Origin of the sequence: Paenibacillus pasadenensis (assembly GCF_002864175.1) — a bacterium.
Lineage (GTDB): Bacteria > Bacillota > Bacilli > Paenibacillales > Paenibacillaceae > Paenibacillus_O > Paenibacillus_O pasadenensis.
In genome coordinates this window covers 475,057-496,304 of sequence record NZ_NFEZ01000004.1, presented here as the reverse complement: position 1 = coordinate 496,304, position 21,248 = coordinate 475,057, and the positions used below count along the sequence as shown (strand labels likewise).

General features: G+C 64.6%; 23 protein-coding genes and 2 riboswitches. Of the genes, 11 read left to right on the top strand and 12 right to left on the bottom strand.

Features of this window, described 5'->3' with window-relative positions:
- Positions 1-362 precede the first annotated feature (362 nt).
- From B8V81_RS11845 to B8V81_RS11835, 3 genes are all read left to right on the top strand, one after another.
- Entirely contained in the window at positions 363-1,091 is a 729-nt protein-coding gene (locus tag B8V81_RS11845) for a futalosine hydrolase (protein WP_101808437.1), read from the top strand.
- Positions 1,092-1,093: 2 nt separating this feature from the next.
- Positions 1,094-2,107: a 1,4-dihydroxy-6-naphtoate synthase gene (locus tag B8V81_RS11840; RefSeq protein WP_028599429.1), complete on the top strand. Its 1,014-nt coding sequence runs from the start codon at positions 1,094-1,096 to the stop codon at positions 2,105-2,107.
- Between the two features lie 602 nt (positions 2,108-2,709).
- Complete coding sequence (locus B8V81_RS11835; protein ID WP_084137383.1) at positions 2,710-3,876, top strand: cation diffusion facilitator family transporter; 1,167 nt, start codon at positions 2,710-2,712, stop codon at positions 3,874-3,876.
- A gap of 114 nt (positions 3,877-3,990) precedes the next feature.
- Here B8V81_RS11835 and B8V81_RS11830 read toward each other — a convergent pair whose 3' ends face one another.
- Positions 3,991-4,200, bottom strand: coding sequence for a hypothetical protein (locus B8V81_RS11830; RefSeq protein WP_028599428.1), 210 nt, complete (start codon positions 4,198-4,200; stop codon positions 3,991-3,993).
- 148 nt (positions 4,201-4,348) lie between these two features.
- Here B8V81_RS11830 and B8V81_RS11825 point away from each other — a divergent pair, with 148 nt between their 5' ends.
- The 3 genes from B8V81_RS11825 to B8V81_RS11815 all read left to right on the top strand — a co-directional run bounded on the left by B8V81_RS11825 (position 4,349) and on the right by B8V81_RS11815 (position 6,315).
- Positions 4,349-4,756, top strand: coding sequence for a VOC family protein (locus B8V81_RS11825; RefSeq protein WP_028599427.1), 408 nt, complete (start codon positions 4,349-4,351; stop codon positions 4,754-4,756).
- A gap of 21 nt (positions 4,757-4,777) precedes the next feature.
- Positions 4,778-6,028 carry a copper amine oxidase N-terminal domain-containing protein gene (locus B8V81_RS11820; RefSeq protein WP_028599426.1) on the top strand — a complete coding sequence of 417 codons (1,251 nt, stop codon included), beginning with the start codon at positions 4,778-4,780 and terminating at the stop codon, positions 6,026-6,028.
- A gap of 68 nt (positions 6,029-6,096) precedes the next feature.
- Positions 6,097-6,315, top strand: coding sequence for a hypothetical protein (locus tag B8V81_RS11815; RefSeq protein WP_028599425.1), 219 nt, complete (start codon positions 6,097-6,099; stop codon positions 6,313-6,315).
- Between the two features lie 120 nt (positions 6,316-6,435).
- Here B8V81_RS11815 and B8V81_RS11810 read toward each other — a convergent pair whose 3' ends face one another.
- The 7 genes from B8V81_RS11810 to sdaAB form a co-directional block, all read right to left on the bottom strand.
- Positions 6,436-8,238, bottom strand: a complete 1,803-nt coding sequence (locus tag B8V81_RS11810; RefSeq protein ID WP_228551236.1) for an ABC transporter ATP-binding protein — start codon at positions 8,236-8,238, stop codon at positions 6,436-6,438.
- A gap of 242 nt (positions 8,239-8,480) precedes the next feature.
- Positions 8,481-9,020 carry a copper amine oxidase N-terminal domain-containing protein gene (locus B8V81_RS11805; RefSeq protein ID WP_127464475.1) on the bottom strand — a complete coding sequence of 180 codons (540 nt, stop codon included), beginning with the start codon at positions 9,018-9,020 and terminating at the stop codon, positions 8,481-8,483.
- 183 nt (positions 9,021-9,203) lie between these two features.
- Positions 9,204-10,022: a carbohydrate ABC transporter permease gene (locus B8V81_RS11800; protein ID WP_028599422.1), complete on the bottom strand. Its 819-nt coding sequence runs from the start codon at positions 10,020-10,022 to the stop codon at positions 9,204-9,206.
- Position 10,023: 1 nt separating this feature from the next.
- The gene (locus B8V81_RS11795; protein ID WP_028599421.1) at positions 10,024-10,986 is read right to left on the bottom strand and encodes a carbohydrate ABC transporter permease; all 963 of its coding nucleotides are present in this window, start codon (positions 10,984-10,986) and stop codon (positions 10,024-10,026) included.
- Between the two features lie 58 nt (positions 10,987-11,044).
- A complete protein-coding gene (locus B8V81_RS11790; RefSeq protein ID WP_028599420.1) occupies positions 11,045-12,301 on the bottom strand; it encodes an ABC transporter substrate-binding protein in 1,257 nt (418 codons plus the stop codon).
- Positions 12,302-12,558: 257 nt separating this feature from the next.
- Positions 12,559-13,443, bottom strand: coding sequence for an L-serine ammonia-lyase, iron-sulfur-dependent, subunit alpha (gene sdaAA / locus B8V81_RS11785; RefSeq protein ID WP_028599419.1), 885 nt, complete (start codon positions 13,441-13,443; stop codon positions 12,559-12,561).
- Positions 13,412-14,131 carry an L-serine ammonia-lyase, iron-sulfur-dependent subunit beta gene (gene sdaAB / locus B8V81_RS11780; RefSeq protein WP_052333361.1) on the bottom strand — a complete coding sequence of 240 codons (720 nt, stop codon included), beginning with the start codon at positions 14,129-14,131 and terminating at the stop codon, positions 13,412-13,414. Before sdaAB ends, sdaAA begins: the two co-directional genes overlap by 32 nt.
- Before the next feature lie 260 nt (positions 14,132-14,391).
- Positions 14,392-14,491: riboswitch (glycine riboswitch) on the bottom strand.
- A 333-nt stretch (positions 14,492-14,824) separates the two neighbouring features.
- Here sdaAB and B8V81_RS11775 point away from each other — a divergent pair.
- A complete protein-coding gene (locus B8V81_RS11775; protein WP_028599418.1) occupies positions 14,825-15,604 on the top strand; it encodes an SDR family oxidoreductase in 780 nt (259 codons plus the stop codon).
- Positions 15,605-16,664: 1,060 nt separating this feature from the next.
- On the opposite strand, the gene B8V81_RS11765 is transcribed toward B8V81_RS11775, so the two are convergent.
- Both B8V81_RS11765 and B8V81_RS11760 read right to left on the bottom strand, forming a co-directional pair.
- Positions 16,665-16,889: a hypothetical protein gene (locus B8V81_RS11765; protein WP_101808435.1), complete on the bottom strand. Its 225-nt coding sequence runs from the start codon at positions 16,887-16,889 to the stop codon at positions 16,665-16,667.
- Positions 16,890-16,985: 96 nt separating this feature from the next.
- Positions 16,986-17,522: an RNA polymerase sigma factor gene (locus B8V81_RS11760; RefSeq protein WP_101808434.1), complete on the bottom strand. Its 537-nt coding sequence runs from the start codon at positions 17,520-17,522 to the stop codon at positions 16,986-16,988.
- A gap of 198 nt (positions 17,523-17,720) precedes the next feature.
- Between B8V81_RS11760 and clpP the strand changes: the two genes are divergently transcribed.
- Both clpP and B8V81_RS11750 read left to right on the top strand, forming a co-directional pair.
- Positions 17,721-18,296, top strand: a complete 576-nt coding sequence (clpP, locus tag B8V81_RS11755) for an ATP-dependent Clp endopeptidase proteolytic subunit ClpP (RefSeq protein WP_028599416.1) — start codon at positions 17,721-17,723, stop codon at positions 18,294-18,296.
- A 135-nt stretch (positions 18,297-18,431) separates the two neighbouring features.
- Positions 18,432-18,635, top strand: coding sequence for a hypothetical protein (locus tag B8V81_RS11750; protein ID WP_028599415.1), 204 nt, complete (start codon positions 18,432-18,434; stop codon positions 18,633-18,635).
- A 111-nt stretch (positions 18,636-18,746) separates the two neighbouring features.
- On the opposite strand, the gene B8V81_RS11745 is transcribed toward B8V81_RS11750, so the two are convergent.
- Positions 18,747-19,313, bottom strand: a complete 567-nt coding sequence (locus B8V81_RS11745; RefSeq protein ID WP_146000490.1) for a hypothetical protein — start codon at positions 19,311-19,313, stop codon at positions 18,747-18,749.
- Positions 19,310-19,699 (bottom strand): hypothetical protein, encoded by a 390-nt coding sequence (locus tag B8V81_RS11740; RefSeq protein WP_101808432.1) that lies wholly within the window; start codon positions 19,697-19,699, stop codon positions 19,310-19,312. Before B8V81_RS11740 ends, B8V81_RS11745 begins: the two co-directional genes overlap by 4 nt.
- A 111-nt stretch (positions 19,700-19,810) precedes the next feature.
- A riboswitch (guanidine-I (ykkC/yxkD leader) is annotated at positions 19,811-19,916 on the top strand.
- Positions 19,917-20,034: 118 nt separating this feature from the next.
- Between B8V81_RS11740 and B8V81_RS11735 the strand changes: the two genes are divergently transcribed.
- Positions 20,035-20,385 (top strand): DMT family transporter, encoded by a 351-nt coding sequence (locus B8V81_RS11735; protein ID WP_028599413.1) that lies wholly within the window; start codon positions 20,035-20,037, stop codon positions 20,383-20,385.
- A gap of 1 nt (position 20,386) precedes the next feature.
- Entirely contained in the window at positions 20,387-20,701 is a 315-nt protein-coding gene (locus B8V81_RS11730) for a DMT family transporter (RefSeq protein ID WP_028599412.1), read from the top strand.
- The last annotated feature ends 547 nt before the right edge of the window (positions 20,702-21,248 follow it).

Genomic DNA, 21,248 nt, shown 5'->3' with positions numbered 1-21,248 from the left:
TTTGCTTTTTTCTCCATGCTAACCTATCCTCCTCTCTCAGGTTACCATACGCAGGAAGACGAGCTTTGCCAATTCTCAACATTCGCCGACTTCACGATTTTCCCCGCCGCTGATCCGGCCTCCGCCGCAGCCCGCTTTTTCGCCGGTGATGCGGCATGCTCCCCCGCTTCGCCCCCTCTCCCTTGCGCCGCGCCGCCTCCCACGCGCTCACGCCGTTTTCCGTCCTGACGCGCGGCTTCCTTGAATCCGGCAGCCCGCAGGAGTATCGTTAGAGGAAGCAGCCGAACCTGCCCCGGCCTCGCCGCGCCTATGCGGCCCGAGGACCGGCAGGCGGCACATCCGAGGAAAGAGGTCCATTCCGAATGAAAAAACGTATCCTGCCCGACCCGCCCGCCTATGTCCTGATCGTCGCCGCCGTCGAAGCGGAGCGGGATGCCGTCGTGCGGGGCCTGATGAAGGCGTGCCCCGAAGAAAGCTGCGGCGAGGCGGAGGGCCCCCTGCGCCGGGTCGGGCGCTACATCGTCGTCGCCGGCGGCGTCGGCCCGGCCGCTGCGGCAGCCAGCACGGCGCTGGCGATCGCCGGCGGGCCGCCGCTGCGCTATGTCGTCAGCGCCGGCATCGGCGGCGGCTTCCCCGGAGCCGCGCCGGTCGGCTCCGTCGTCGTCGCGACCGAGATCGTATGCGCCGATCTCGGAGCGGAGACCGCGCAGGGCTTCGCCAGCGTGGACGAGCTCGGCTTCGGCTCGTGGCGCGTGAAGACGGACCGCGAAGTCGCCGAGGCGCTGGCCGAGGCGCTGCGGCAGGCCGGCATGGCCGCGACAGCGGCGCCGGTGCTGACGCTGTCCACGGTGACGGGCAGCGGAGAGACGGCCGCCGAGCTGCTGCGCCGGGTGCCCGGCGCGGCGGCGGAGGCGATGGAAGGCTACGGCGCGGCGCTCGCCGCCTCGATGCACGGCATCGAGGCGATGGAGGTCCGCGCCCTCTCGAACGCGGTCGGTCCGCGCGACCGCGACGCCTGGCGCATCGGCGACGCGCTGGCGGCGCTGGAGCGGACGGCCGCGATTTTGCCGGAGGTGCTGAACATCCGATGAAGATGAAAATCGCTTATTCTCCATGTCCCAACGATACCTTCGTGTTCCACGCCTGGGCGCACGGCCTGATCGCGGGCGCGCCCGAGCTCGACGTGACGTACGCCGACATCGACGTCACCAACGGCTGGGCCGCTCGCGGCGAAGGACCCGAGGTCATGAAGATCTCGTATGCCGCTCTCCCCTACGTGCTGGACCGCTACGCCCTCATCCCATGCGGCGGCGCGCTCGGCCGCGGCTGCGGCCCGCTCGTGCTGACGGCCGGCGGCGGCCGGATCGCTGCGGAGCGGGCGGAAGTTGGCGGCGCGGCGGAGCCGACCGCAGGAACGGATCGGCGAGAAGCCGGAGATGCTGCGGCGAGCTCGCAAGGCGGCAGCGGCGCAGCGGCACGCCCGTCGGCCGACGCGTCAGCCGGAGCGGCTCGCTCCCATGTCGGCGCTGCTGCGCCGGGCATGGACCCGTCCTGGCTGAGCGGCCGGACGGTCGCCGTGCCGAGCGACCGCTCCACGGCGTACCTGCTGTTCCGGCTGTGGACGGCGCAGCAGATCACCGGCGAGCCGCCGCGCATCGTCGTCCTGCCTTTTCACGAAATCATGCCCGCCGTCCGGGACGGCCGCGTCGATGCGGGCCTCGTCATCCACGAGGCGCGCTTCACCTATCCCGACTACGGCCTGACGCTCATGGCCGACATGGGCGTCTGGTGGGAGGCCGACACCGGCCTGCCGATCCCGCTCGGCGCGATCATCGCCCGCCGCGGCATGGACGTCGAGTCGCTGGCCCGTTGGACGCGCGCCTCGGTCGAATACGCTTGGGCGCATCCGGACGAATCGGCGGGCTATGTACGCGAGCACGCCCAAGAGATGTCGCCGGACGTCGCGCGTTCCCACATCGCGCTTTACGTCAACGAGTTCACCCGGTCGCTCGGCGAGGACGGGCTGGCCGCCGTCGAGTCGCTGCTCGGCCGCGCCGCCCGCGAGGGCCTTGTCCCCGACTTCGACCCGGCGCTGCTGCGGAGCTAAGCGCTGCGCGAATGTCCCGGTGCGGAGCCTTTGCGGGGATGGCGCCGCGGTCCTCCTGGCCATAAGAGCAATTAGCCTCGAACAGCTGCGATCCGCCCTGATTCGCAGCTTGGATCGGGGCTTTTTTGCAGCTATTCGAGCGATAAACCATGCCGGCCTCTTCGTCGCGCTTCGTCCCGATCGCGTGCATCGCACCTTCGCTCCAGCGGAAGGCGCTCCGTTTTGCAAGCGGCTTCTCCGGTCGATACATGACGGCTGCTGACGACGAATCAGATCGTTAGCAGCCCTAAATGGGACAGCTTCAAAATCTAACGACGCGCGAGGAGCTTAGCCATGCCAAAACGCCGGAAAAACATGCGGAAAGAGGCGAATTGCTAGTCTAAGCGTCTGAGGAGTCGTTCGATTTTTGGAGACGCGAAAAAAGGGCGGCTAAGCGTCTGAGGAGTCGTTGGCATCGAATGGGAAGCGCATGGTTCTCCAGGCGAGCGCCGTTCTCAACTCTCTATTCAGCCTCCCTCACGGCTTGACATGACGAGGCGGCTCAAGTAAACTCAATACATGAACAAGTGCTCATGTATTATTGAGGGATAAGGAGGCTCATGATGAGTCATGAACCGGATCTAAGGCGCAGAGTTGGAAAGGACACGCCTCCATTCGAAAGCACGCGCAGCCTTGGGCAGGCAGAGCCAGGGCAAACCCACAACCATGACCACCTCAGCCGCTCCCACGACGGACACAGCCACGCCCGCTCTGCCCATAGCCGCTCCCACGACGGACACAGCCATTCCCACTCAGGCCATAGCCACTCCGGCAACGGACACAGCCACTCCCACGCGGGCCATAGCCACTCCCACAATCACGGCCACTCCCACGCCGGGCACGGTCATTTCCACGGAGGCGGGAGCGGCAACAAGCGCGGACTGCTCATCGCCCTCCTCATTACGACCGGCATCATGGTGCTGGAGTTCGTCGGCGGCCTGGCGACGGGCAGCCTGGCGCTGCTGTCCGACAGCGGCCATATGCTCAGCGACGCCGGCGCGCTGCTGCTGAGCCTCGTCGCCGTCGGCTTCGCCGCCCGCCCTTCCTCGCCGAAGCGCACGTTCGGCTTCCGCCGGTTCGAGATTCTGGCCGCCTTGTTCAACGGCGCGACGCTGATCGCCATCGCGATCTTCATTGTCGTCGAGGCTTGGGGCCGATTCTGGGAGCCGCCGACGGTCGCCAGCCGCTCGATGCTGCTAATCGCCGCGGTCGGGCTGCTCGCCAATCTCGCCAGCGCCTGGTTCCTGATGCGCCAGGGCGACGTGAAGGGCAACGTCAACCTGAAGAGCGCCTATCTGCATGTGCTCGGCGACGCTCTCGGCTCGGTCGGCGCGATCGCGGCCGGGGCGCTGATGTGGGCGTTCGGCTGGTACTGGGCCGATCCGGCGATCTCCGTGCTCGTGTCGCTGCTGATCGTAAAAAGCGCCTGGGGCATGCTCCGAAGCACCGTCCATATCCTCATGGAAGGCGCTCCCGAGACGGTGGACACGCAGCGGGTGCAGCTCGAGCTGGAGTCGCTGCCCGGCGTCATCGACGTGCATGATCTCCATATCTGGACGATCACCTCCGGCTTCGACGCCATGACCTGCCATCTGCTCGTCGAGGACGACGCCGACAGCCGCCGCGTCCTGCAGCAGGCGATCGCCCTCCTGCGGGACGGGCACGGCATCCGCCACTGCACGATCCAGATCGAGGATTCCAGCGTCCGGCACGAAGAGCTCGGCTGCTGATCGCTCCGGCATTCGCCCCGAGTCCAGCCGCGAGGCCCATTGCCTTGCCGTTCCGCGTCAAAAGCCCACCCAAACGGGTTTCCCCGCCGGATGGGCTTTTGGACTTTTCTTTCCTCAAACGCGGATGAACTGAATGACGCCTATCGTAAATAGAAGTAGAACCAGCACGGCCGCGCCGATGCCGATGCCGATTAAAAACTTACCCCCGAGCCCGGTGTCCCTGCGCCCGACCGGCCCATATCCCCGCTCCGACGTCGCCAGCTCCCGCTCCTCCAACTCCTCGACCCGCCGCTTCAAGTCCTGCACTTCCCGCTCCAGATCCATAGATGCATCCCTCCTCGCCCTACCCTATCACAGTTCATCCGGATTTTGGAAGATCACAGAAACCTTTCCATTCCCTTTACGTCTAAAGGAAAGGAAAATAAGAGCCCCGCTCCTCAGGCTCCACTACAGCGCCAAGGAGAGAGAATTCATGCTGCATCACATCGAACTATATGTCTCCGATCTGCAAAAGTCCGCTTCCTTTTGGGGCTGGTTCCTCGGCGAGCTCGGGTACGAGCCCTTTCAGGAATGGCCGGAGGGCCGCAGCTGGAAGCACGGCTCGACCTACCTCGTGTTCGTGCAAGCGAAAGAGAAATACTTGGACGTGCCGTACCACCGTGCCCGGGTCGGACTGAACCATCTCGCTTTCCACGCCGCCTCGCGCGAGCAGGTGGACCGGCTGACCGACGAAGTCCGCGCCAGAGGAATGAACCTGCTCTATGAAGACCGCCATCCCCATGCGGGCGGGGCGGGGACGTACATCCTCTTTTTCGAGGATCCGGACCGGATCAAGGTCGAGCTCGTCGCGCCGGCCGAGGAGCAGAGACTGCCCGAATGACCGATCAAAGGAGATGAGCTTATGAAGCCTGTCCGCCATGCTCATGCAAAAGCCCCCCTCGGAACGAGGCGCGCCGGCCGCAGCGCGCTCGGAATGCTGCTCGCCGTGCTCCTGCTGTCCGGCTCGGCTACGACGCCCGCAGCGGCTGCCGAGCCGGCAGGGTCCCAAGCGCCCGCAGCGGCCGTCAAGCCGACTGCTTCTCCCACGCCAGCGACCTCCTTTAAGGAGCTGGCCGCGTCCTGCGGTCCGAGCACGCTGAAGTCGGTGCTAATCGGCGGGGCAAGCGGCGTCGACGACCAGTTGTACGGAGCCCGCAAGGAGGATGCCGCGCGGATCAAGAAGGTTTGCGGGATGGTGCAAGCCTTTGCGAAGAAAGGCAAGCCCGTCAAGGCTTTCGATTCTACGCCTTACAGCTTCTTCTATGGACTCAGCCTGACCTTCTCCAATAAGGGCGATGCCTCCATCTTCGGCTCGACCGGCGGCCTGTACCTGGAATCCGGCTCCACCTTCCTGCAGCTTGACGACATCAGCGTGTCGAAAGACTACAGCTCGCTGTTCGTCAGGAATGAGGAAATCGCCGAGATTCCCGCGACCGCTCGCTTCGGAGAGAAGATTCGGCTGAAAGGACATGATCCGCTCCTTTTCTCCCCGGAGCTCTTTGTGTATTGGACGCCAAATGCCGAAACCTATTCCTCCTCCTCGGATTCATCCGGTTATCCCTATGACCACTCCCTGCTGATCGGCACAGGCACGCAGCAATTCGGCTACTACGACTTCTCCATCACGCTGCCCGCCTATGGCAAAGCAAAGGATGGAACGATGAAATTCCTTGAATCAAAAGGTTCTCTCAGCCTATACGTCGCCTATGGAGGCAATGGCAGCCGAACGTTAGGGGAGATGTCGCTGCTCCCCGCCGCCGAGCCGTTCCTGTCCGTGGACGGCAAGCCCGCGCTGGACGCGGCGCTGCGGCCCATCCTGCGGGAAGGGCGCGCCCTGCTGCCGCTGCGCTCCATCGCCAAGCTCGCCGGCAAGTCCGTCGTCTGGGACAAGGCGTCGTGGAGCGCGCTCATCCGCTCCGAGCCGCCCGCTCCGCGCAAGGGCGCCTACTCCTTCCCGCAGCTGTGGATCGACGGCAAGCTCGCCGCTCCGGAGCTGCAGCCGATTCTGCGCGACGGGCTGACCTACGTGCCGATCCGCGCGCTGACCGCGGCGTTCGGCATCTCCGTCTCCTGGAATGCGGCCAGCCGCAGCGTCGATATCGAGCTGCCCTGAGCTATGGTATAATGGCCGGAGCCAAGCCCGATCCGGGCCATCCCCCTTTGCAAAGGAGCGCCGCCGCCATGGCCTATATCCGACCTCTCCATACCGATGCCGACTTCCAGGAAGCGCTCGACGAGCGCATCCCGGTCCGCGTCTTCCGCGACGACCATATGGTCGAGTCCGGCAGCTGCATCGTGCGCTTCGACGAGCGCACCGTCGTGCTGCAGTCGGGCGTCGCCGATCTCGCCTACCACGCGCGGGCGCAATGCGAGTTTTTCGAGCTGCGCAAAAAAAGCTGAACCTGCTCGGCTCACGCGCGCGGCGGAACTCCCGCATGCGCGGTCCAGATTTAAATCAAGCAAAAAAAGCCTGCCGCTTCGGCAGGCTTTTTTGCACTATTTAAACCATATACTCCAAGCCTACATCTGAAGCTGCTTGAGGTTGTAGAATTCGCCCTTGCGCGCGATCAGCTCGTCGAACGTGCCGACCTCGGCGATGCGTCCGCGCTTCATGACGACGATGCGGTCCGCATGGCGGATCGTCGAAAGGCGATGGGCGACGATGAACGTCGTGCGCCCCTGGATGAGCTGCTGCATCGCCTGCTGCACATGATGCTCGGAGGCGTTGTCGAGCGCGGACGTCGCCTCGTCGAGCAGGATGACGCTCGGATCGCGCACGAGCGCGCGGGCGATCGCGATCCGCTGGCGCTGGCCGCCGGACAGCTTGCCGCCATGCTCGCCGACCATCGTGTCGATGCCCTTCGGCAGGCGCGAGACCATCTCGGTCAGATGCGCCCGCTCCACCGCCTCCATCACCTGCTCCTCCGTGATGCCCTGCAGGCCGTAGGTGATGTTGTCGCGGATCGAGCCGGAAAACAGGATGTTCGTCTGCGGCACAACGGCCAGATGGCGGCGGTACTCGGACAGATCAAGCGCGGACAGCGGCACGCCGTCGACGAGCACCCGTCCGGAGGTCGGGTTCAAGAACCCGATGACGAGGTTGAGGATCGTCGACTTGCCCGCGCCGGACTCCCCGACGAACGCGATGCACTCGCCCGCGCGCACGTCGAGCGATACTTCCTCGAGCACATGCTGGTCGCCGTCCGGGAACTTCAGCTGCACGTCCTCGAAGCGGTACTCCCCGCTCAGCCGGGTCAGCTTGAGCTTGCCGGCGTTGTCCTCGATGTCGGTCGAGCGCAGGATCTCCGTGATCGAGGAGATCGACTCCGTGCCCTTGGCGATCATCGGGTAGACGTTGATGAGCGCCGTGATCGAGCCGAGGATCATGCCGAAGTAGCCCTGGTACATGACGATGTTGCCGACCGGGATGCTGCCCGTATAGGCGAGATAGGCGGTGAACAGCAGGCAGACGACCTGCACGATCTGGAACGTCACCCAGCCGGAGGCGCCGAAGTACGCCTCGACGAGGTCCATCCGGTACCCCTTGCCCTGCAGGCGCCGCAGCGTCGTGTCGATGCGGTCGATCTCGACCTGCTCGAGCCCGTGCGCCTTGGTGACGGGGATCATCTCCACCATCTCGGAGACGTGGCTGCTCATCGTCTCGATCTCCTTGCGGAACTCGCGATTGCTCTGCCGGATGCGCCGCTTGAACATCTGCATGACGCCGATCGCCGCCGGCACCGTCAGCACGTAGAAGAGCGAGACGAGCCAGTTGGAGTAGAGCGTCAGCCCGAAGGCGATGACGACGTTGAAGATGGCCGGGATGAACGCCAGCATGAGCTGCTTGCTCATGCCCTCGACGGCCTCGACGTCGCGCAGCACCTTGGACTGCAGCCGGCCGGCGGCGAGCTCGCGATGCGAGTTGATCGACAGCTGCTGCAGCTTGCGCACCATCGCGCCGCGCAGGCCCGCCTCGACCGAGCGGATCGCGCGGCTGAGGAAGCTGACGTAGGCGGCGTGGGTCGGGATGTTCTGCAGGACGACGGCGATCAGCACGGCGAAGTTGATCCACAGCTCCCGCAGGCTGTGCTGGTCCGGCTGCGCGACGATGTTGATCATGTTGGCCGTCACGATCGGCAGCACGTAGACGGGCAGGCTTTTGACGAGGAAAAAGACGATCGAGATCGTCAGGTTGAGGAAGTTCCCCTTGTACAGCGACATCAGATACTGGAATGCCGTCCGGTTCTCCGTCGTCGCCGCCTGCTGGAAGGCGCTCTCGAAGGAAGCGCTGGAAATCGGGGCCGGCGCGGTCCGGTTCATCATGTTGGATCATCCTCTTCCGTTAGGCTAACACCCGTTCGACAGGTCAAAGGAAGAATAAGAGATGGCCGGGCTCGGTGTCAATGGCCTGCATGCGGATGAGAGGGGACGAAGAAAGGAGGTCGAATTAGAAATGGAATAGTACTGGAAGGGGACGACATCGCCCCCGCAGCCGAACGATCTCGACCGAAAAAGGGACCTCTCCGCGCCTGATGGGCGGGGAAGGTCCCTTTCTCAAGTTGATCTTAATCAAAATCAAGGGTCACCGTAAGCGTGCTCTTGTCAAAGCCGACAATTCCGCCAAATGCTTCGGCGATGAATCGCACATTGACATACATCAAGTCATCATCGTCTGACAATGACGGACCTTGAATGAGCTTGATTTCCTTGCCGTTGATCGTCCCGGTCATTTTGCCGGCGGTCAAAGTAACGGTTGTCGTTTCGTTCTTGGCGGTCACCGTTTTGGTCTTGTTGTCGAATTCAGCATTCAGGTCCAGAGCTTCAAAAAAGGAACGAAACGGAACCATCGCCGACCCGCTTGGCGGGATCACGGCCTTCAGCTCGGCAACCTTGCCGTTGATGACAATCGCAGGGCGATGAATTCCGTCGTTATTCGATGGAGCTTTAGCAGCCCCTGCCAACCCGGCCCCAAAAACAGACAGTCCGACGATCAATGCCAGAAAGAGTACTTGGATTCGACGAGACAATTTTCTCAGCCCTTTCAAGATAAGGATCATATTCTCAAATGAGTAGACGCGATTTCCTCGAAAAGGTTGCTTTGTCAATCACAAGCAATTTCCACTGTATTGTTCGCATCCCGAGTAACGTCGCATGATCCACCAGAGGTGCGGAGAAGTTAGCCGATGTCCTTCCATCGACAGCCTTGATAGCCGATTCAGAAGGAGTATTTGCAATTTATTTTACAGATCCATTTATCAATCGGCTCGACTTATCCCGGCAGGAAAGCGTCAGCTCTTGATCGCGCCCGCGGCGATGTCGGAGATGAACTGCTTGCTGACGAACAGGAACAGGACGATGAGCGGGATGACGGCCAGCAGCGTGCCGGCGATCACCATCGAGTAGTCGGACAGATAGATGCCGTTCAGCGAGGCGAGCGCCACCTGCAGCGTGTACTTGCTCTCGTCGGTGAGGATGATGAGCGGCCACAGGTAGTCGTTCCACGCTCCGATGAACGTGAAGGCGCCGAGGAACGACAGCGCCGGCCGCAGGATCGGCAGCGCCACGTTCCAATAGAGGCGGAAGAAGCCGCAGCCGTCGATGCGGCCCGCGTCCAGCAGCTCGCTCGGCACCGACTCCTGGGCGTACTGCCGGATCCAGAAGATGCCGAACGCGTTGGCCATGCCGGGGATGATGAGCGCCTTGAACGAGCCGACCCAGCCGAGCTTGGCCATGATGACGAACGACGGCACGAGCGACAGCTGGGCCGGGGCCATCATCGTGGCGAGCAGCAGCACGAACAGGATTTTTTTGCCGGGAAACTCGAACTTCGCGAACGTGAACCCCGCCAGCGAGTCGAAGAACAGCACGAGCGCCGCGCAGGCCGTCGCGACGAACAGCGTGTTCCAAAACGCGCCGAAGAAGTCGATGTTCTCGAACACGCGGGAGACGTTGTCCCCGAGCTTCGTGCCGAACCACAGCTTCGGCGGGAAGCTGTAGATGTCCGCTGTCGTGCGGGTCGCCATGACGAGCAGCCAGTAGAACGGGAACACGGAGAGCAGCAGTCCGGCCGTCAGGCCGACATGCAGCAGGATCGATCGGGCTTTCATCTCACTTCACCCCCTGGTCATGGGACGGCCGGCCTTGGACGAACAGCCAGTTGACGATGGAGAAGAGGGCGATCAGGATGAACATCCCCCACCCGACAGCCGCGCCGTAGCCGAAATAGTTGTGCACGAAGGCTTCCCGGTACAGATAAAGGACGATCGTAAGGCCGCCGCCCCCGGCGCCGCCGTCGTTGCCGACGAGCACCTGGGGCTCGGTGAACACCTGCATCCCGCCGATGGTCGAGGTGATGAGCGTGAACAGGATGATCGGCCGCAGGTTCGGAACGGTGATGCGGAAAAACGCCTGCACGCCCGAAGCCCCGTCGATCTTGGCCGCTTCGTAGAGCACGGTCGGGATGCTCTGCAGCCCGGCCAGGTAGATGATCGCGTTGTAGCCCGCCCAGCGCCAGATGACCATGACGGAGATCGCGAGCTGGATGCCCCAGGTGCGGTTCAGCCACTCGATGGAATTCAGGCCGAGCAGGTTCAGCGTGTAGTTCAGCAAGCCGTAGTTGTTGGAAAAGATCGTGCCGAAGACGATCGCCACCGCGACGAGCGAGGTGACGTTGGGCAGGAAGTAGCCGACGCGGTACAGCGTCCGCATCCGCACGAACGAGGAGTGGAGCAGAAAGGCGACGACGAGCGCGAGGAACAGCATCGGGATCGTCGAGTAGATCCAGATCAGCAGCGTGTTGCCGACGGCTCTCCAGAATTCCGGATCGGTCAGCATGAAGCGGTAGTTGTTCAAGCCGTTGTAGCTCATCCGTCCGATTCCGTCCCATTTCTGGAAGGAGAGGTACATGGAGAAGGCGATCGGGAACAAGCCGAATACCGCGAACAGAATGTAGAACGGCGATATGGCCAGGTATTCCTTGCGATGCTTCCAGATGCGGGCGGCCAGGCCGCCCTCGGTCCGTCTGGACGAGGGGACGCGGGCGGGCTCCGGGTTCAGCATAGGTTTTCCCATCGGATGACCTCCTGTCAGCCATTGGTCTGTGGATGCGGCGGCCGGCGGACCGCGCCCGTCAGCGCAGCAGCTCCTTGCGGATCCGGCTCAGCGCGTCGCGCCACGCCTTGTCGGGGTCCTTGCCCTGCAGGGCGACCGAGTTCAGCTCGCGCAGGGCGATGCCGTTCACATTGGTGAATTTGTCTCCAAAATAAGCGGGCTTGACGCCCCGAGCGGATTCCGCGAAGATTTGCCCAGTCGCCTGATCGCCGAAAAACGGCTCCTTCTCCTGCAGGATGGGATCGTCCAGCGCTTTCGCCGCGGACGGGAACAGGTTGATGTTCTTGTACGTCCGGATCTGGTTGTCGGGGCTCTGCAGGTAGCGGATGACGTCGAACGCTTCCTTCGGATAGCGACTCGACTTCATGATGGCGAGGAACGATCCGCCGTTGTTGCCGTCTCCCCCAGGCGCCCGGGCGACGCGCCATTTGCCGGCCGTATCCGGTGCGCCCTGCTCCAGGATCTCCTTCATCCAGACGGCGCCGACAAAGGAGGCGATGCTGCCGTTGTTCATGGCGGCGTTCCACTCGCTCGTGAAGGCGTCCGCGTTGCCGGCCAGCTTCATCCGCGCGGCCTGGACGGCGAGATCCCACGCCTTTTTCACCGACGATTCCGGCTTGTCGCCGATGAACTCGCCGTCCGTGGAGAAGTAGATGCGGTCCGACTGGGCGTTGAACTGCGTGTAGATGTTCTTGACATTGTCGAGCAGCTTGACCTTGCCGCCAAAATGGTCCTGGAGCTGCCGGCCCGCCTGGAGGTAGCTCTCCCAGGTGCCGAGCTCCCGCTGGACGTCGGCCGGCTCGGACGGCAGGCCGGCCTCGGCGAACAGATCCGCCCGGTAGAACAGCGCGGTCGGGCCGGTATCGATCGGCAGCGCGATCATCGTCCCTTCCGCGGTGACGCCGAAGTTCCATTTCCAGTCGAGAAAGTCCGGCTCGATCTCCTTGGCGCCGAGCTCATACAGATCGTAGAAGCGGTCCGAGCTGACGAACAGCTCGGAGACCCAGTCGTTGAAGGCGACGATGTCCGGTCCGTCCGTGCCGGCGGCGAGCGTCGTCTTCAGCTTCGACTTGAAGTCGCCTCCGATCTTCTGGGCGTTGATCTTGATGCCGGGAAACTTCTGTTCGACCGATTGGATGAGTCCGTCGTCGAGGCTGCGGTTCCAGTACCAGAGCGTAAGCGTCTTCGTATTCTCGGCTGGAGCCGGGCCGCCGCAGCCGGCGGCGACCAGGGCGAGCGACAGCAACGGCAAGCCGATCCTTCGGAATTTGACCACTCCGCCATTCCTCCTGACATGCTGGACTTCGCCCGGACCAGGGACAGGCCTCTGCCGGTCCCGGAGCCGGGCGCCTGATTGATGTATCCGCTTTCAGTTTATTCCGCTTTTCACCTGAACTTGCTCGTCCGGCATGAATTTAGGCCCTCGGACCGAGGTCGGCGAAGAGCCGAAAAAGCCCGGCGAGGTCGTCTCGCCGAGCTTTTTGCTGCGATATTCCTTTAACCGGCGGCACGGTTGGCCGCATTCGAAAACCGCTAGCGCCGCTTCTTCTTGCGCAGGTCCTCCATCAGCTTTTTGCCAGTCGGCGTCTGGGCCAGTCCGCCGCCGGCGGTCTCGCGATGCTTCTCCGGCATCGCCGCGCCGACCTCGAGCATGACCTGCACGACCTCGTCGCTCGGGATGACGCTGCGCACGCCGGCCAGCGCCATGTCGGCCGCGGCGAGCGCGGTGACCGCGCCGAAGCCGTTGCGCACGATGCACGGGATCTCCACGAGCCCGCCGACCGGATCGCAGATGAGGCCGAGCGTGTTCTTGAGCGCGAGTCCGACGGCATGCACCGCCTGCTCCGGCGTGCCGCCGCGCAGCTCGGCGAGCGCGCCCGCCGCCATGCCGATGGCCGAGCCGACCTCGGCCTGGCAGCCTCCCTCCGCGCCGGAGACGAAGGAGTTGTTGGCGATGACGTAGCCGATCGCGCCCGCGGCGAACAGCGCCTCGGTCATGATGTCGTCGTCCCAGCCGAACCGCTCCTGCGAGCTGACGAACACGCCGGGGATGATGCCGCAGGAGCCCGCCGTCGGCGTCGCCACGATGCGGCCCATCGAGGCGTTCACCTCGGAGACGGCGAGCGCGTACGCCATCGCCCGTCCGGCGTCGCCGCCGAGGCTCGGCTCGGAGCTCTCGTTGTAGGCGGCGACCCGCTGAGCGTCGAGGCCGGTCAGTCCGCTGCGCGACGTCGTGTCGCGGGTCAGGCCGTTATGCACGGCGTCTTTCATGATGCCGTAGTATTCCTTCATCGTCGCGAATTCCGCCGCTTCCTCGCGTCCCGACTCCTTGGCCTGCTGCTGCAGCATGAGGCGTCCGATCGACAGGCCGCTCTCGCGGCAGCGCTCACTGAGCTCCTTCAGCGTCCGAAAGTTCATCCGCCATCTCCTCCTCTTCTCCGTTCAGATCGACGTAATCGGTGCCGAGCACATGCGGCAGCCGCCGCACCCGCTCCAGCAGCGTCACCGCCGCCTCGCCGTCCAGCTCGACGACCGCCAGCGCCTCGCCCTGCCGTTCCATCCGGCTCAGCGACAAGCCGGCGATGTTGAGCCCCGCCTCCTCCAAGGCGGCGGTCAGCCCGGCGATGACGCCCGGCTGGTCGCGATGGCGCACGAGCAGCGCCGGGCAGGAGCAGCCGAACTTGACGGCGAAGCCGTTCACCTCGACGATCTCCACGTTGCCGCCGCCGATCGAGGTGCCGAGCAGCGACAGCTTGCGCCCGTCCGCCGCCTGCAGGTCGAGCCGCACGGTGTTGGGATGGGGGAACAGCCCCTTGCCCTCGCGGAAGGTCAGGTCCATGCCCGCCTCCTCGGCGAGCTCGACCGCATCCGGCAGGCGCGGATCGTCGGTGCGCATGCCGAGCAGCCCGCCGGCGACGGCCGTGTCCGTGCCGTGGCCTTGGTAGGTCGCGGCGAACGAGCCGAAGAAGGAGACGCGAGCCGTCTCCGGCATCGCGCCGAGCAGCCTGCGGGCGGCCAGCCCGATGCGCGCCGCTCCGGCGGTATGCGAGCTGGACGGGCCGACCATGGACGGCCCGATGATCGAGAAGACATCCTTGAAGCGCATGCGCTTCCTCCTTTTTAGTGGCTGAAATGAAAAGGAACAGGGCGGCGGAATGCGTCGAAACAAAGGCTCGTGCGAGCCCTTTGCTTCCCCGTATTCCACCGCTCTGTCCCTTGTACCTGAGAGTTGCCCCCGACAGCGCCGCGATGCCGGCGCCATGAAGTTTCCCCTTGGGTGATTCCGACGCGCCGCCCTGCGGCCGGACCGGGCTTGGATGCCCGCTCGGCCGTCCGCAAGGCGGCGCGGAATGCTCTCCAGAGCTGCGTCCGGCAAAGGTCCTTTTGCCTGAGAGATTCCCCTGCGTGCAGGTTGCTCCTTCGGCGCTGCCTCGATCATGCAGGCAATCTCTCCCGCTGCCATCATCCGCTGTGCCTTCTCATTATATGCAGGAGGACAGCCGGCTTCAACCCGGGCGGGCAAGTTCGGCCTCAACCGCTCGGCAGCCCAGGCGATGGCACTAGGAGGGCAAGTTCGGCCTCAGCCGCTCGGCAGCCTGGACGATGCCAGCCGGGAGGGCAAGTTCGGCTTTAGCCGTTCGGCAGCCTGGACGATGCCAGCCGGGAGGGCAAGTTCGACTTCAGCCATTCGGCAGCCTGGACGATGCCAGCCGGGAGGGCAAGTTCGGCTTTAGCCGTTCGCCCCCCTACTCTCCGACGCCTCTGGGGCTTATGCTGGTTGCAGAAGGAGGAGATGCGCATGACGTTGAAAGGAAGGGCGGCTCTCGTCACCGGCGTCAGCCGGGAGGCGGGCATCGGCACAGCGATCTGCCGCGCGCTGGCGGAGGGCGGCGCCGATCTGTTCTATACGCATTGGCGCGCTTACGACGCGGAGGAGGGCTGCGGCCTGCAGGAAGGCTGGCCGGACCGGCTGCAGCAGGAGCTGGAGGGCATCGGCGTGCGGGCCGGGCAGATGGAGGCCGACTTCATGGACCCGGACGTGCCCTTGCAGGTGCTGGACGAAGCCGAGCGCGCGCTCGGACGGCTGCCCTCGATCATCATCCACAACGCGTGCTACTGCGCGCCGACCAGCTACCGGACGCTGACGCAGGAGTCGCTGGATCGGCATTATATCGTCAACAATCGGGCTCCGGCCCTGCTTAGCATGGAGTTCGCGCGCCGCTTCGAGCAGGCGCATCAGGCCGGCGGGGCGGGACGCATCCTGTTCCTGCTGTCCAAAGGGCCGGACGCCGACAACCTCGCCTACCTCGCGACCAAGCAGCTGCTGGCGGGCCTGATCGAGCCGCTGGCCGCCGGACTCGCTCCGCTCGGCATCACGGTCAACGGCCTCGATCCGGGCCCGACCGACTCCGGCTGGATGTCGGACGAGCTCAAGCGGCAGCTGCTGCCGCTGTTCCCGATGGGCCGCATCGGACAGCCGGAGGACGCGGCCCGCGCGCTCGCCTTCCTGGCGAGCGACGAGGCCCAGTGGATCACCGGCCAGTCGATCCGCTCGGAGGGCGGGTTCCTCGGGCGCTAGCGAAGGGGCGCTGGGGGACCGCCAGCCAAGGCACTCTGGACCCCCTGTTGTGCTGGTGCGCCGGGGTTCTGCGGGCCAAGGCACTCTCGACTCCCTGGTTGATTCAATGCGCCGGGGTTCCGCCAACCAAGGCACTCTCGACTCCCTCGTTGAGTCAATGCGCCGGAGTTCCGCCATCCAAGGCACTCTCGACTCCCTGGTTGAGTCAATGCGCCGGAGTTCCGCCATCCGAGGCACTCTCGACTCCCTGGTTGAGTCGATGCGCCGGAGTTCCGCCATCCGAGGCACTTTCGACTCCCTGGTTGAGTCGATTCGCCGGGGCTCTGCCGACCAAGGGACTCTAGACTCCCTCGTTGAGACAATGCGCCGGAGTTCCGCCATCCAAGGCATTCTCGACTCCCTGGTTGAGTCGACGCGCCGAAGTTCCGCCATCCAAGGCACTTTCGACTCCCTGGTTGAGTCGATTCGCCGGGGCTCTGCCGACCAAGGGACTCTAGACTCCCTCGTTGAGACAATGCGCCGGGGGGCTACCATTCAAGGCACTTTCGACTCCCTGGTTGAGTCAATGCGCCGGGGGACCGCCATCCAAGGCACTTTCGACTCCCTGGTTGAGTCGACGCGCCGGAGTTCCGCCATCCAAGGCATTCTCGACTCCCTGGTTGTGTCGACGCGCCGGAGTTCCGCCATCCAAGGCATTCTCGACTCCCTGGTTGTGTCGACGCGCCGGAGTTCCGCCATCCAAGGCATTCTCGACTCCCTGGTTGTGTCGACGCGCCGGAGTTCCGCCAACCGAGGCACTCTCGACTCCCTGGTTGTGTTGACGCGCCGGGGGACCGCCAGCCAAGGTACTTTCCACTCCCTGGTGCTGCCACTCCGGACGAACCGACGACGCATCACGTTGTTGTCGACCTCCGAGAAACGGTTGGCGAACCGGCTTGCTATTCCCTCGAGAGCGCGATGCGAAAAAGACCGTCCGCCGACCGCGATGCCGCCGCGCGCAGCAAAAAAGCCTTCCCGCCTCGATCCGAGGCTCGGGAAGGCTTTTATGCTTGGGCCGTGCTTAACCGGCCAAGCCCCAGATGGCGCAGCCGGCCAGACCGGCGGGATAGCCGGCTGCGGAAGCTCCGCTCCAGGTGGCACCAACGCCGCTCCAGGCGGCAAGCGCCTGCGGCGCGACCGCATCGGAAACGGCGTTCCAGCCGGCTTGCGCCTGCGGCGCGCCATCGCACGCGCCGCGGCCCTCCGCCGGCACGGCGGCTGCGCCGGCCGCGGCACGCGCCTGCACGCGCCCCGCCAGCGCGGCGGCGGCTACGGCCGGCTCCAGCGCTTCCTGCTCGGCGAGCGCCGCGATCGCGGCGGCGTCGCCCGTGCGCAGGCCCTCCTAGGCCGCGCACGCGCGCGAGCAGCGACTCGTCACGCTCGCGCACCCCGCCGGCTCAGGTCGCGGGCTAAATGCGCCGAGCGCGGCCTCGGGTGCAGCCCGCCTTCGACACGCCCTCGTCGGTATGCCGAGGCGGAGCGCCGTCTCGGCGATGCTGCTGCCGTGCATTTCACGCAGCAGCCACACCGCCAGCTGCAGCGGCGTCAGCCGCCGGCCAAGGGAGTGGAGCATCGTCTCCAGCTCCCACCCGCCGGCGGCCTCGCCGCTTGCTTCCCGGTTCGGCTCGGCTGCGGCAAGCTCCGGCAAGGAGCGTTGGTGCAGCGCCTTTTTCCTCTGCTGGTCGGTCCACAGATTGCGCGCGATGCGCAGCAGCAGCGCCTCGCGGTTGGCATGCGCCTCCCAGCCGGGGTAGGCCAGCGCGCGGCACCAGGCGGACTGCTCCAGGTCCTCGGCGTCCCAGCGCGAACCGGCCAGGGCGAGGCAGTAGCGGCGAAGGGCGCTGCGCTCCTCCTCGGCGGCCATGCGAATTGCGTCCATGCGGGCAGCTCCTTTCCAACGTGCGGATCTCGGTATTCGGTAAACGAACGGCCGCCTCGAAAGGATACGCGAACCGGCGAAATTTATTTCTCCCGCAGCCCCGTATCCTCGACTGGCGCCGGTTCGTTTACCGGGGGCAAAAAGCAAACCAGCGGCCGACCGCCCCTGAAGCGGCCCGGCTTACGAGGAGGAACCCCGATGAACCACGTGCCGTACGTCGTCGAGCAGACCGCCAAGGGCGAGCGCTCCTACGACATCTATTCCCGCCTGCTCAAGGAACGCATCATCCTGGTCGGCTCGGCCATCGACGACGCCGTCGCCAACTCGGTCATCGCGCAGCTGCTGTTCCTGGCGGCGGACGATGCGGAGAAGGACATCACCATGTACATCAACAGCCCCGGCGGCTCGACGACAGCCGGGCTGGCGATCTACGACGCGATGCAGCTCGTGAAGCCGGATGTCCAGACGATCTGCACCGGCGCGGCGTACTCGTTCGGCGCGATCCTGCTGCTCGCGGGGGCAAAAGGCAAGCGCAGCGCCCTTCCCCACAGCGAGGTCATGATCCACCAGCCGCACGGCGGCGCGCAAGGGCAGGCGAGCGACATCGCGATCTCCGCCCGCCGCATCCTGAAGACGCGCGAGACGCTCAACCGCATCGCGGCGGACCGGACCGGCCAGCCGCTCGAGCGGATCGAGCGGGATATGGACCGCGACTATTTCATGTCGGCGGAGGAGGCGCTGGAGTACGGGATCATAGACCGTATACAAATCTAGCGGCAGCGCGCTTGTTCCAAGCTCGATCATAGACCGCATACAGATTTAGCGGCAGCGCGCCTTTTCACCCATTCTATTCCCTGATAGGGTAAGATGGAAGCAAGACCTATTCCGCTCAAGCGAGGTGAACCGTTCATGCTGGATAAGCTCATTGGAAAAAAGGTTCTGATCCACTTCATCGACGGCACGCTGGCCGAAAACGGCGTCCTCGAGCAAGCCGACGACAAGTTCGTGAAGTACGTCACCGACTACCAGGAGCTGTACATCCCCATCACGTCCATCCGCACGATCAACCTGCCTCTGAAGGAGAGGGAAAAGCCGAAGGTCGGCTTCGCCTGACCTCGATGATTGCCGTTCCGCTCCGCCGCCTCGGCTGCTGCCGGGGCTTTTTCTTTGCCTCCGCGCCCCTCGCCCGCCTCCATCTCCGGATGAACCTTCATTGCCTCGCAGCTATGAAAAATAGCCCTGATGCTGCATCAGCAAGCCTAAGGGCCTCTCTCGACCCGCCAGCCGCCCCAGCAGCAGGTTCGCCCCCGCATACAGCAGCCCCGCCAGCCCGAACATCCACCACGACGTCCACGGGCTGAGGCCGTAGCCCTCCCGGAAGTCCAGCGGGTAATCCCGGTACTGCAGCTGCCCCGCCCATAGGAACAGCCCGGTGAACAAAGCCGTCTGCAGCAGCGGGTGGCGCAGCCAGCGGTTTGCCGCGAGCGTGATCGGCAGCATCACAACGGCATAAAGCGCGACCGCGAGGAGCAGCGTCAACGCGATGAAGATGCCTCCAATATTCATTAATCCGTAATACTCCGTCGTCGCGATCTTATACCCCTCGATCCGCTCCACGCCGAGCACCGCCCCCATGAACAGCGCGATGAAAATGAAATTCAGCAGCAGCAAATAAGTCACGATGGCGCTGCCGTTTTTTCGACCGTTTTGGGAGCCGCCGCCGGCTAGTTGTCCGGACCTTCCCGAAACCGCCGCTCGCTCCCTTGTCGTCGACCTGTTCTTCTCCATCATCGCCCGCCTCCTTCTCTGCGGAATCCCGGCGCAAGCGCCAACCAAGCCCTCGCCAACGCCAAAGCCAGCGCTCCGCCGCTGAACAGCAGCACGCCCCACAAGCCTGCCTGAGCAAGCGGCGATTCGTGGTCCCAAGGCGTATCGTCCGCATGGGTCAGTCCGTACCGCAGCAGCGCGAGGCTGCATCCCGCGAGCAGCAGAGAGCCGCCAAGCGCGGCGCTGACGAGGCGCTTCGCCCTCTTGTCCGCCCCGCCGGCCGGTCCGATCCGACCTTTGTGCCCACCCTGGCGCCCGCCCCGATCTTGGCCGCTGCCGGATTCGGCATGGCCGCCCGTCCCTTCGCCCCGCTCCTGCCGCCTCTTGTCCGAACCGCCGCCTCGCCTCATCCGGTCCCGCTCCTCTCCATAGCTCGCTGTTATCCGGTTAGACGCCTCTCCCTGCAAGAAAGTTCCAGATGCTGCCCTTGCCATCTGTCGCCCCGGTTGCTATAATGTCGGGAATCAGTTGCCTAGGGTTCCGCGGCGCAGCGCGCCGGACTGGTCCGAGAGGGAACGGCACGGCCGCATGGCCGCGCAGACACGGAGGGATAAAAGCCCGGGAGATGACCGCGTATTCAGCGTCGGGCATCTCCTGCGCGGGATGGGGCATACTGGAAACGGCGGTCGCACGGAGCGCGTCCAGCGAGCCGCAGCAAGTGCGGCATCAGAAAGGGGACTTCATCATGAATCGTTACTGGCTTCAAATCGTCGGCGCCTGCGTGTTCGAGGTAGGCTGGGTCATCGGTCTCAAGCATGCCGACACGGCGCTCGAATGGGCGCTGACCGCCGTCTGCATCCTGATCAGCTTCTATGTGCTGCTGAACGCGGCGCGCCACTTGCCCGTCGGCACCGTCTATGCGGTATTCGTCGGACTCGGCACGGCCGGCACCGTCCTGGCCGACATGATCCTGTTCGGCGACCCGGTCAAGCCGATCAAGCTCGCGCTCATCGGCGTGCTGCTGATCGGAGTCGTCGGCCTCAAGCTGCTCGGCCACGAGCCGGCGGCGGACAAGTCCGGAAAGGAGGCGGTCTGACATGGCCTGGGTGTATCTGATCGGCGCAGGGCTGTGCGAGGTGTTCGGCGTGACGATGATGAACCGGCTCAACGAACGCCGCAGCTTCGCGAACTTCGCCCTGCTGGCCGCCGGCTTCATCCTCAGCTTCCTGCTGCTCAGCCTGGCGATGCGCGATCTGCCGATGGGCACCGCGTATGCGGTGTGGACCGGCATCGGAGCGGCGGGCGGCGCGGTCGTCGGCATGCTGTTCTTCGGCGAGTCGCGCAGCGTCCTGCGCATCCTCTGCATCACGCTCGTGCTCGGCGCGGCCGTCGGCCTGAAGGCGCTCGGCTGAGCAGGATGAGCGAGAGAGCAGGATGAGCGAGGGAGCAGGATGAGCGAGGGAGCAGGGCCAGATGCAGCATGAAGGACAATTCAGGCAAGCGGCGGCATCCCTTTCGGCGAATCAGGATCGGCGAGCTCGGGCATCATTTATAAAAAAGCGTCCCGCCCCATTCATCAAGAATGGGCGGGACGCTTCTTTAATTGGGACCGAGCCGCGCTCCGGCTCATCCAAGGCACTTTTCTGCCTTGGATCCATCGCTACGGCCGGGCTCCGGCTCATCCAAGGCACTTTTCTGCCTTGGATCCATCGCTACGGCCGGGCTCCGGCTCATCCAAGGCACTTTTCTGCCTTGGATCCATCGCTACGGCCGGGCTCCGGCTCATCCAAGGCCCTTTTCTGCCTTGGATCCATCGCTCCGGCCGGGCTCCGGCCCATCCAAGGCACTTTTCTGCCTTGGATCCATCGCTACGGCCGGGCTCCGGCCCATCCAAGGCACTTTTCTGCCTTGGATCCATCGCTACGGCCGGGCCCTGGCCCATCCAAGGCACTTTTCTGC

Bases quoted from the DNA above. Each gene is read 5' to 3' on its own strand.
- B8V81_RS11845 (WP_101808437.1), top strand. From the start codon at position 363: ATGAAAAAACGTATCCTGCCCGACCCGCCCGCCTATGTCCTGATCGTC.
- B8V81_RS11835 (WP_084137383.1), top strand. From the start codon at position 2,710: ATGAGTCATGAACCGGATCTAAGGCGCAGAGTTGGAAAGGACACGCCT.
- B8V81_RS11810 (WP_228551236.1), bottom strand. From the start codon at position 8,238: ATGATGAACCGGACCGCGCCGGCCCCGATTTCCAGCGCTTCCTTCGAG.
- B8V81_RS11750 (WP_028599415.1), top strand. From the start codon at position 18,432: ATGCTGGATAAGCTCATTGGAAAAAAGGTTCTGATCCACTTCATCGAC.
- B8V81_RS11800 (WP_028599422.1), bottom strand. From the start codon at position 10,022: ATGAAAGCCCGATCGATCCTGCTGCATGTCGGCCTGACGGCCGGACTG.
- B8V81_RS11775 (WP_028599418.1), top strand. From the start codon at position 14,825: ATGACGTTGAAAGGAAGGGCGGCTCTCGTCACCGGCGTCAGCCGGGAG.
- B8V81_RS11840 (WP_028599429.1), top strand. From the start codon at position 1,094: ATGAAAATCGCTTATTCTCCATGTCCCAACGATACCTTCGTGTTCCAC.
- B8V81_RS11825 (WP_028599427.1), top strand. From the start codon at position 4,349: ATGCTGCATCACATCGAACTATATGTCTCCGATCTGCAAAAGTCCGCT.
- B8V81_RS11830 (WP_028599428.1), bottom strand. From the start codon at position 4,200: ATGGATCTGGAGCGGGAAGTGCAGGACTTGAAGCGGCGGGTCGAGGAG.
- sdaAA (WP_028599419.1), bottom strand. From the start codon at position 13,443: ATGAACTTTCGGACGCTGAAGGAGCTCAGTGAGCGCTGCCGCGAGAGC.
- B8V81_RS11730 (WP_028599412.1), top strand. From the start codon at position 20,387: ATGGCCTGGGTGTATCTGATCGGCGCAGGGCTGTGCGAGGTGTTCGGC.
- clpP (WP_028599416.1), top strand. From the start codon at position 17,721: ATGAACCACGTGCCGTACGTCGTCGAGCAGACCGCCAAGGGCGAGCGC.
- B8V81_RS11740 (WP_101808432.1), bottom strand. From the start codon at position 19,699: ATGAGGCGAGGCGGCGGTTCGGACAAGAGGCGGCAGGAGCGGGGCGAA.
- B8V81_RS11735 (WP_028599413.1), top strand. From the start codon at position 20,035: ATGAATCGTTACTGGCTTCAAATCGTCGGCGCCTGCGTGTTCGAGGTA.
- sdaAB (WP_052333361.1), bottom strand. From the start codon at position 14,131: ATGCGCTTCAAGGATGTCTTCTCGATCATCGGGCCGTCCATGGTCGGC.
- B8V81_RS11745 (WP_146000490.1), bottom strand. From the start codon at position 19,313: ATGATGGAGAAGAACAGGTCGACGACAAGGGAGCGAGCGGCGGTTTCG.
- B8V81_RS11760 (WP_101808434.1), bottom strand. From the start codon at position 17,522: ATGGACGCAATTCGCATGGCCGCCGAGGAGGAGCGCAGCGCCCTTCGC.
- B8V81_RS11795 (WP_028599421.1), bottom strand. From the start codon at position 10,986: ATGGGAAAACCTATGCTGAACCCGGAGCCCGCCCGCGTCCCCTCGTCC.
- B8V81_RS11820 (WP_028599426.1), top strand. From the start codon at position 4,778: ATGAAGCCTGTCCGCCATGCTCATGCAAAAGCCCCCCTCGGAACGAGG.
- B8V81_RS11815 (WP_028599425.1), top strand. From the start codon at position 6,097: ATGGCCTATATCCGACCTCTCCATACCGATGCCGACTTCCAGGAAGCG.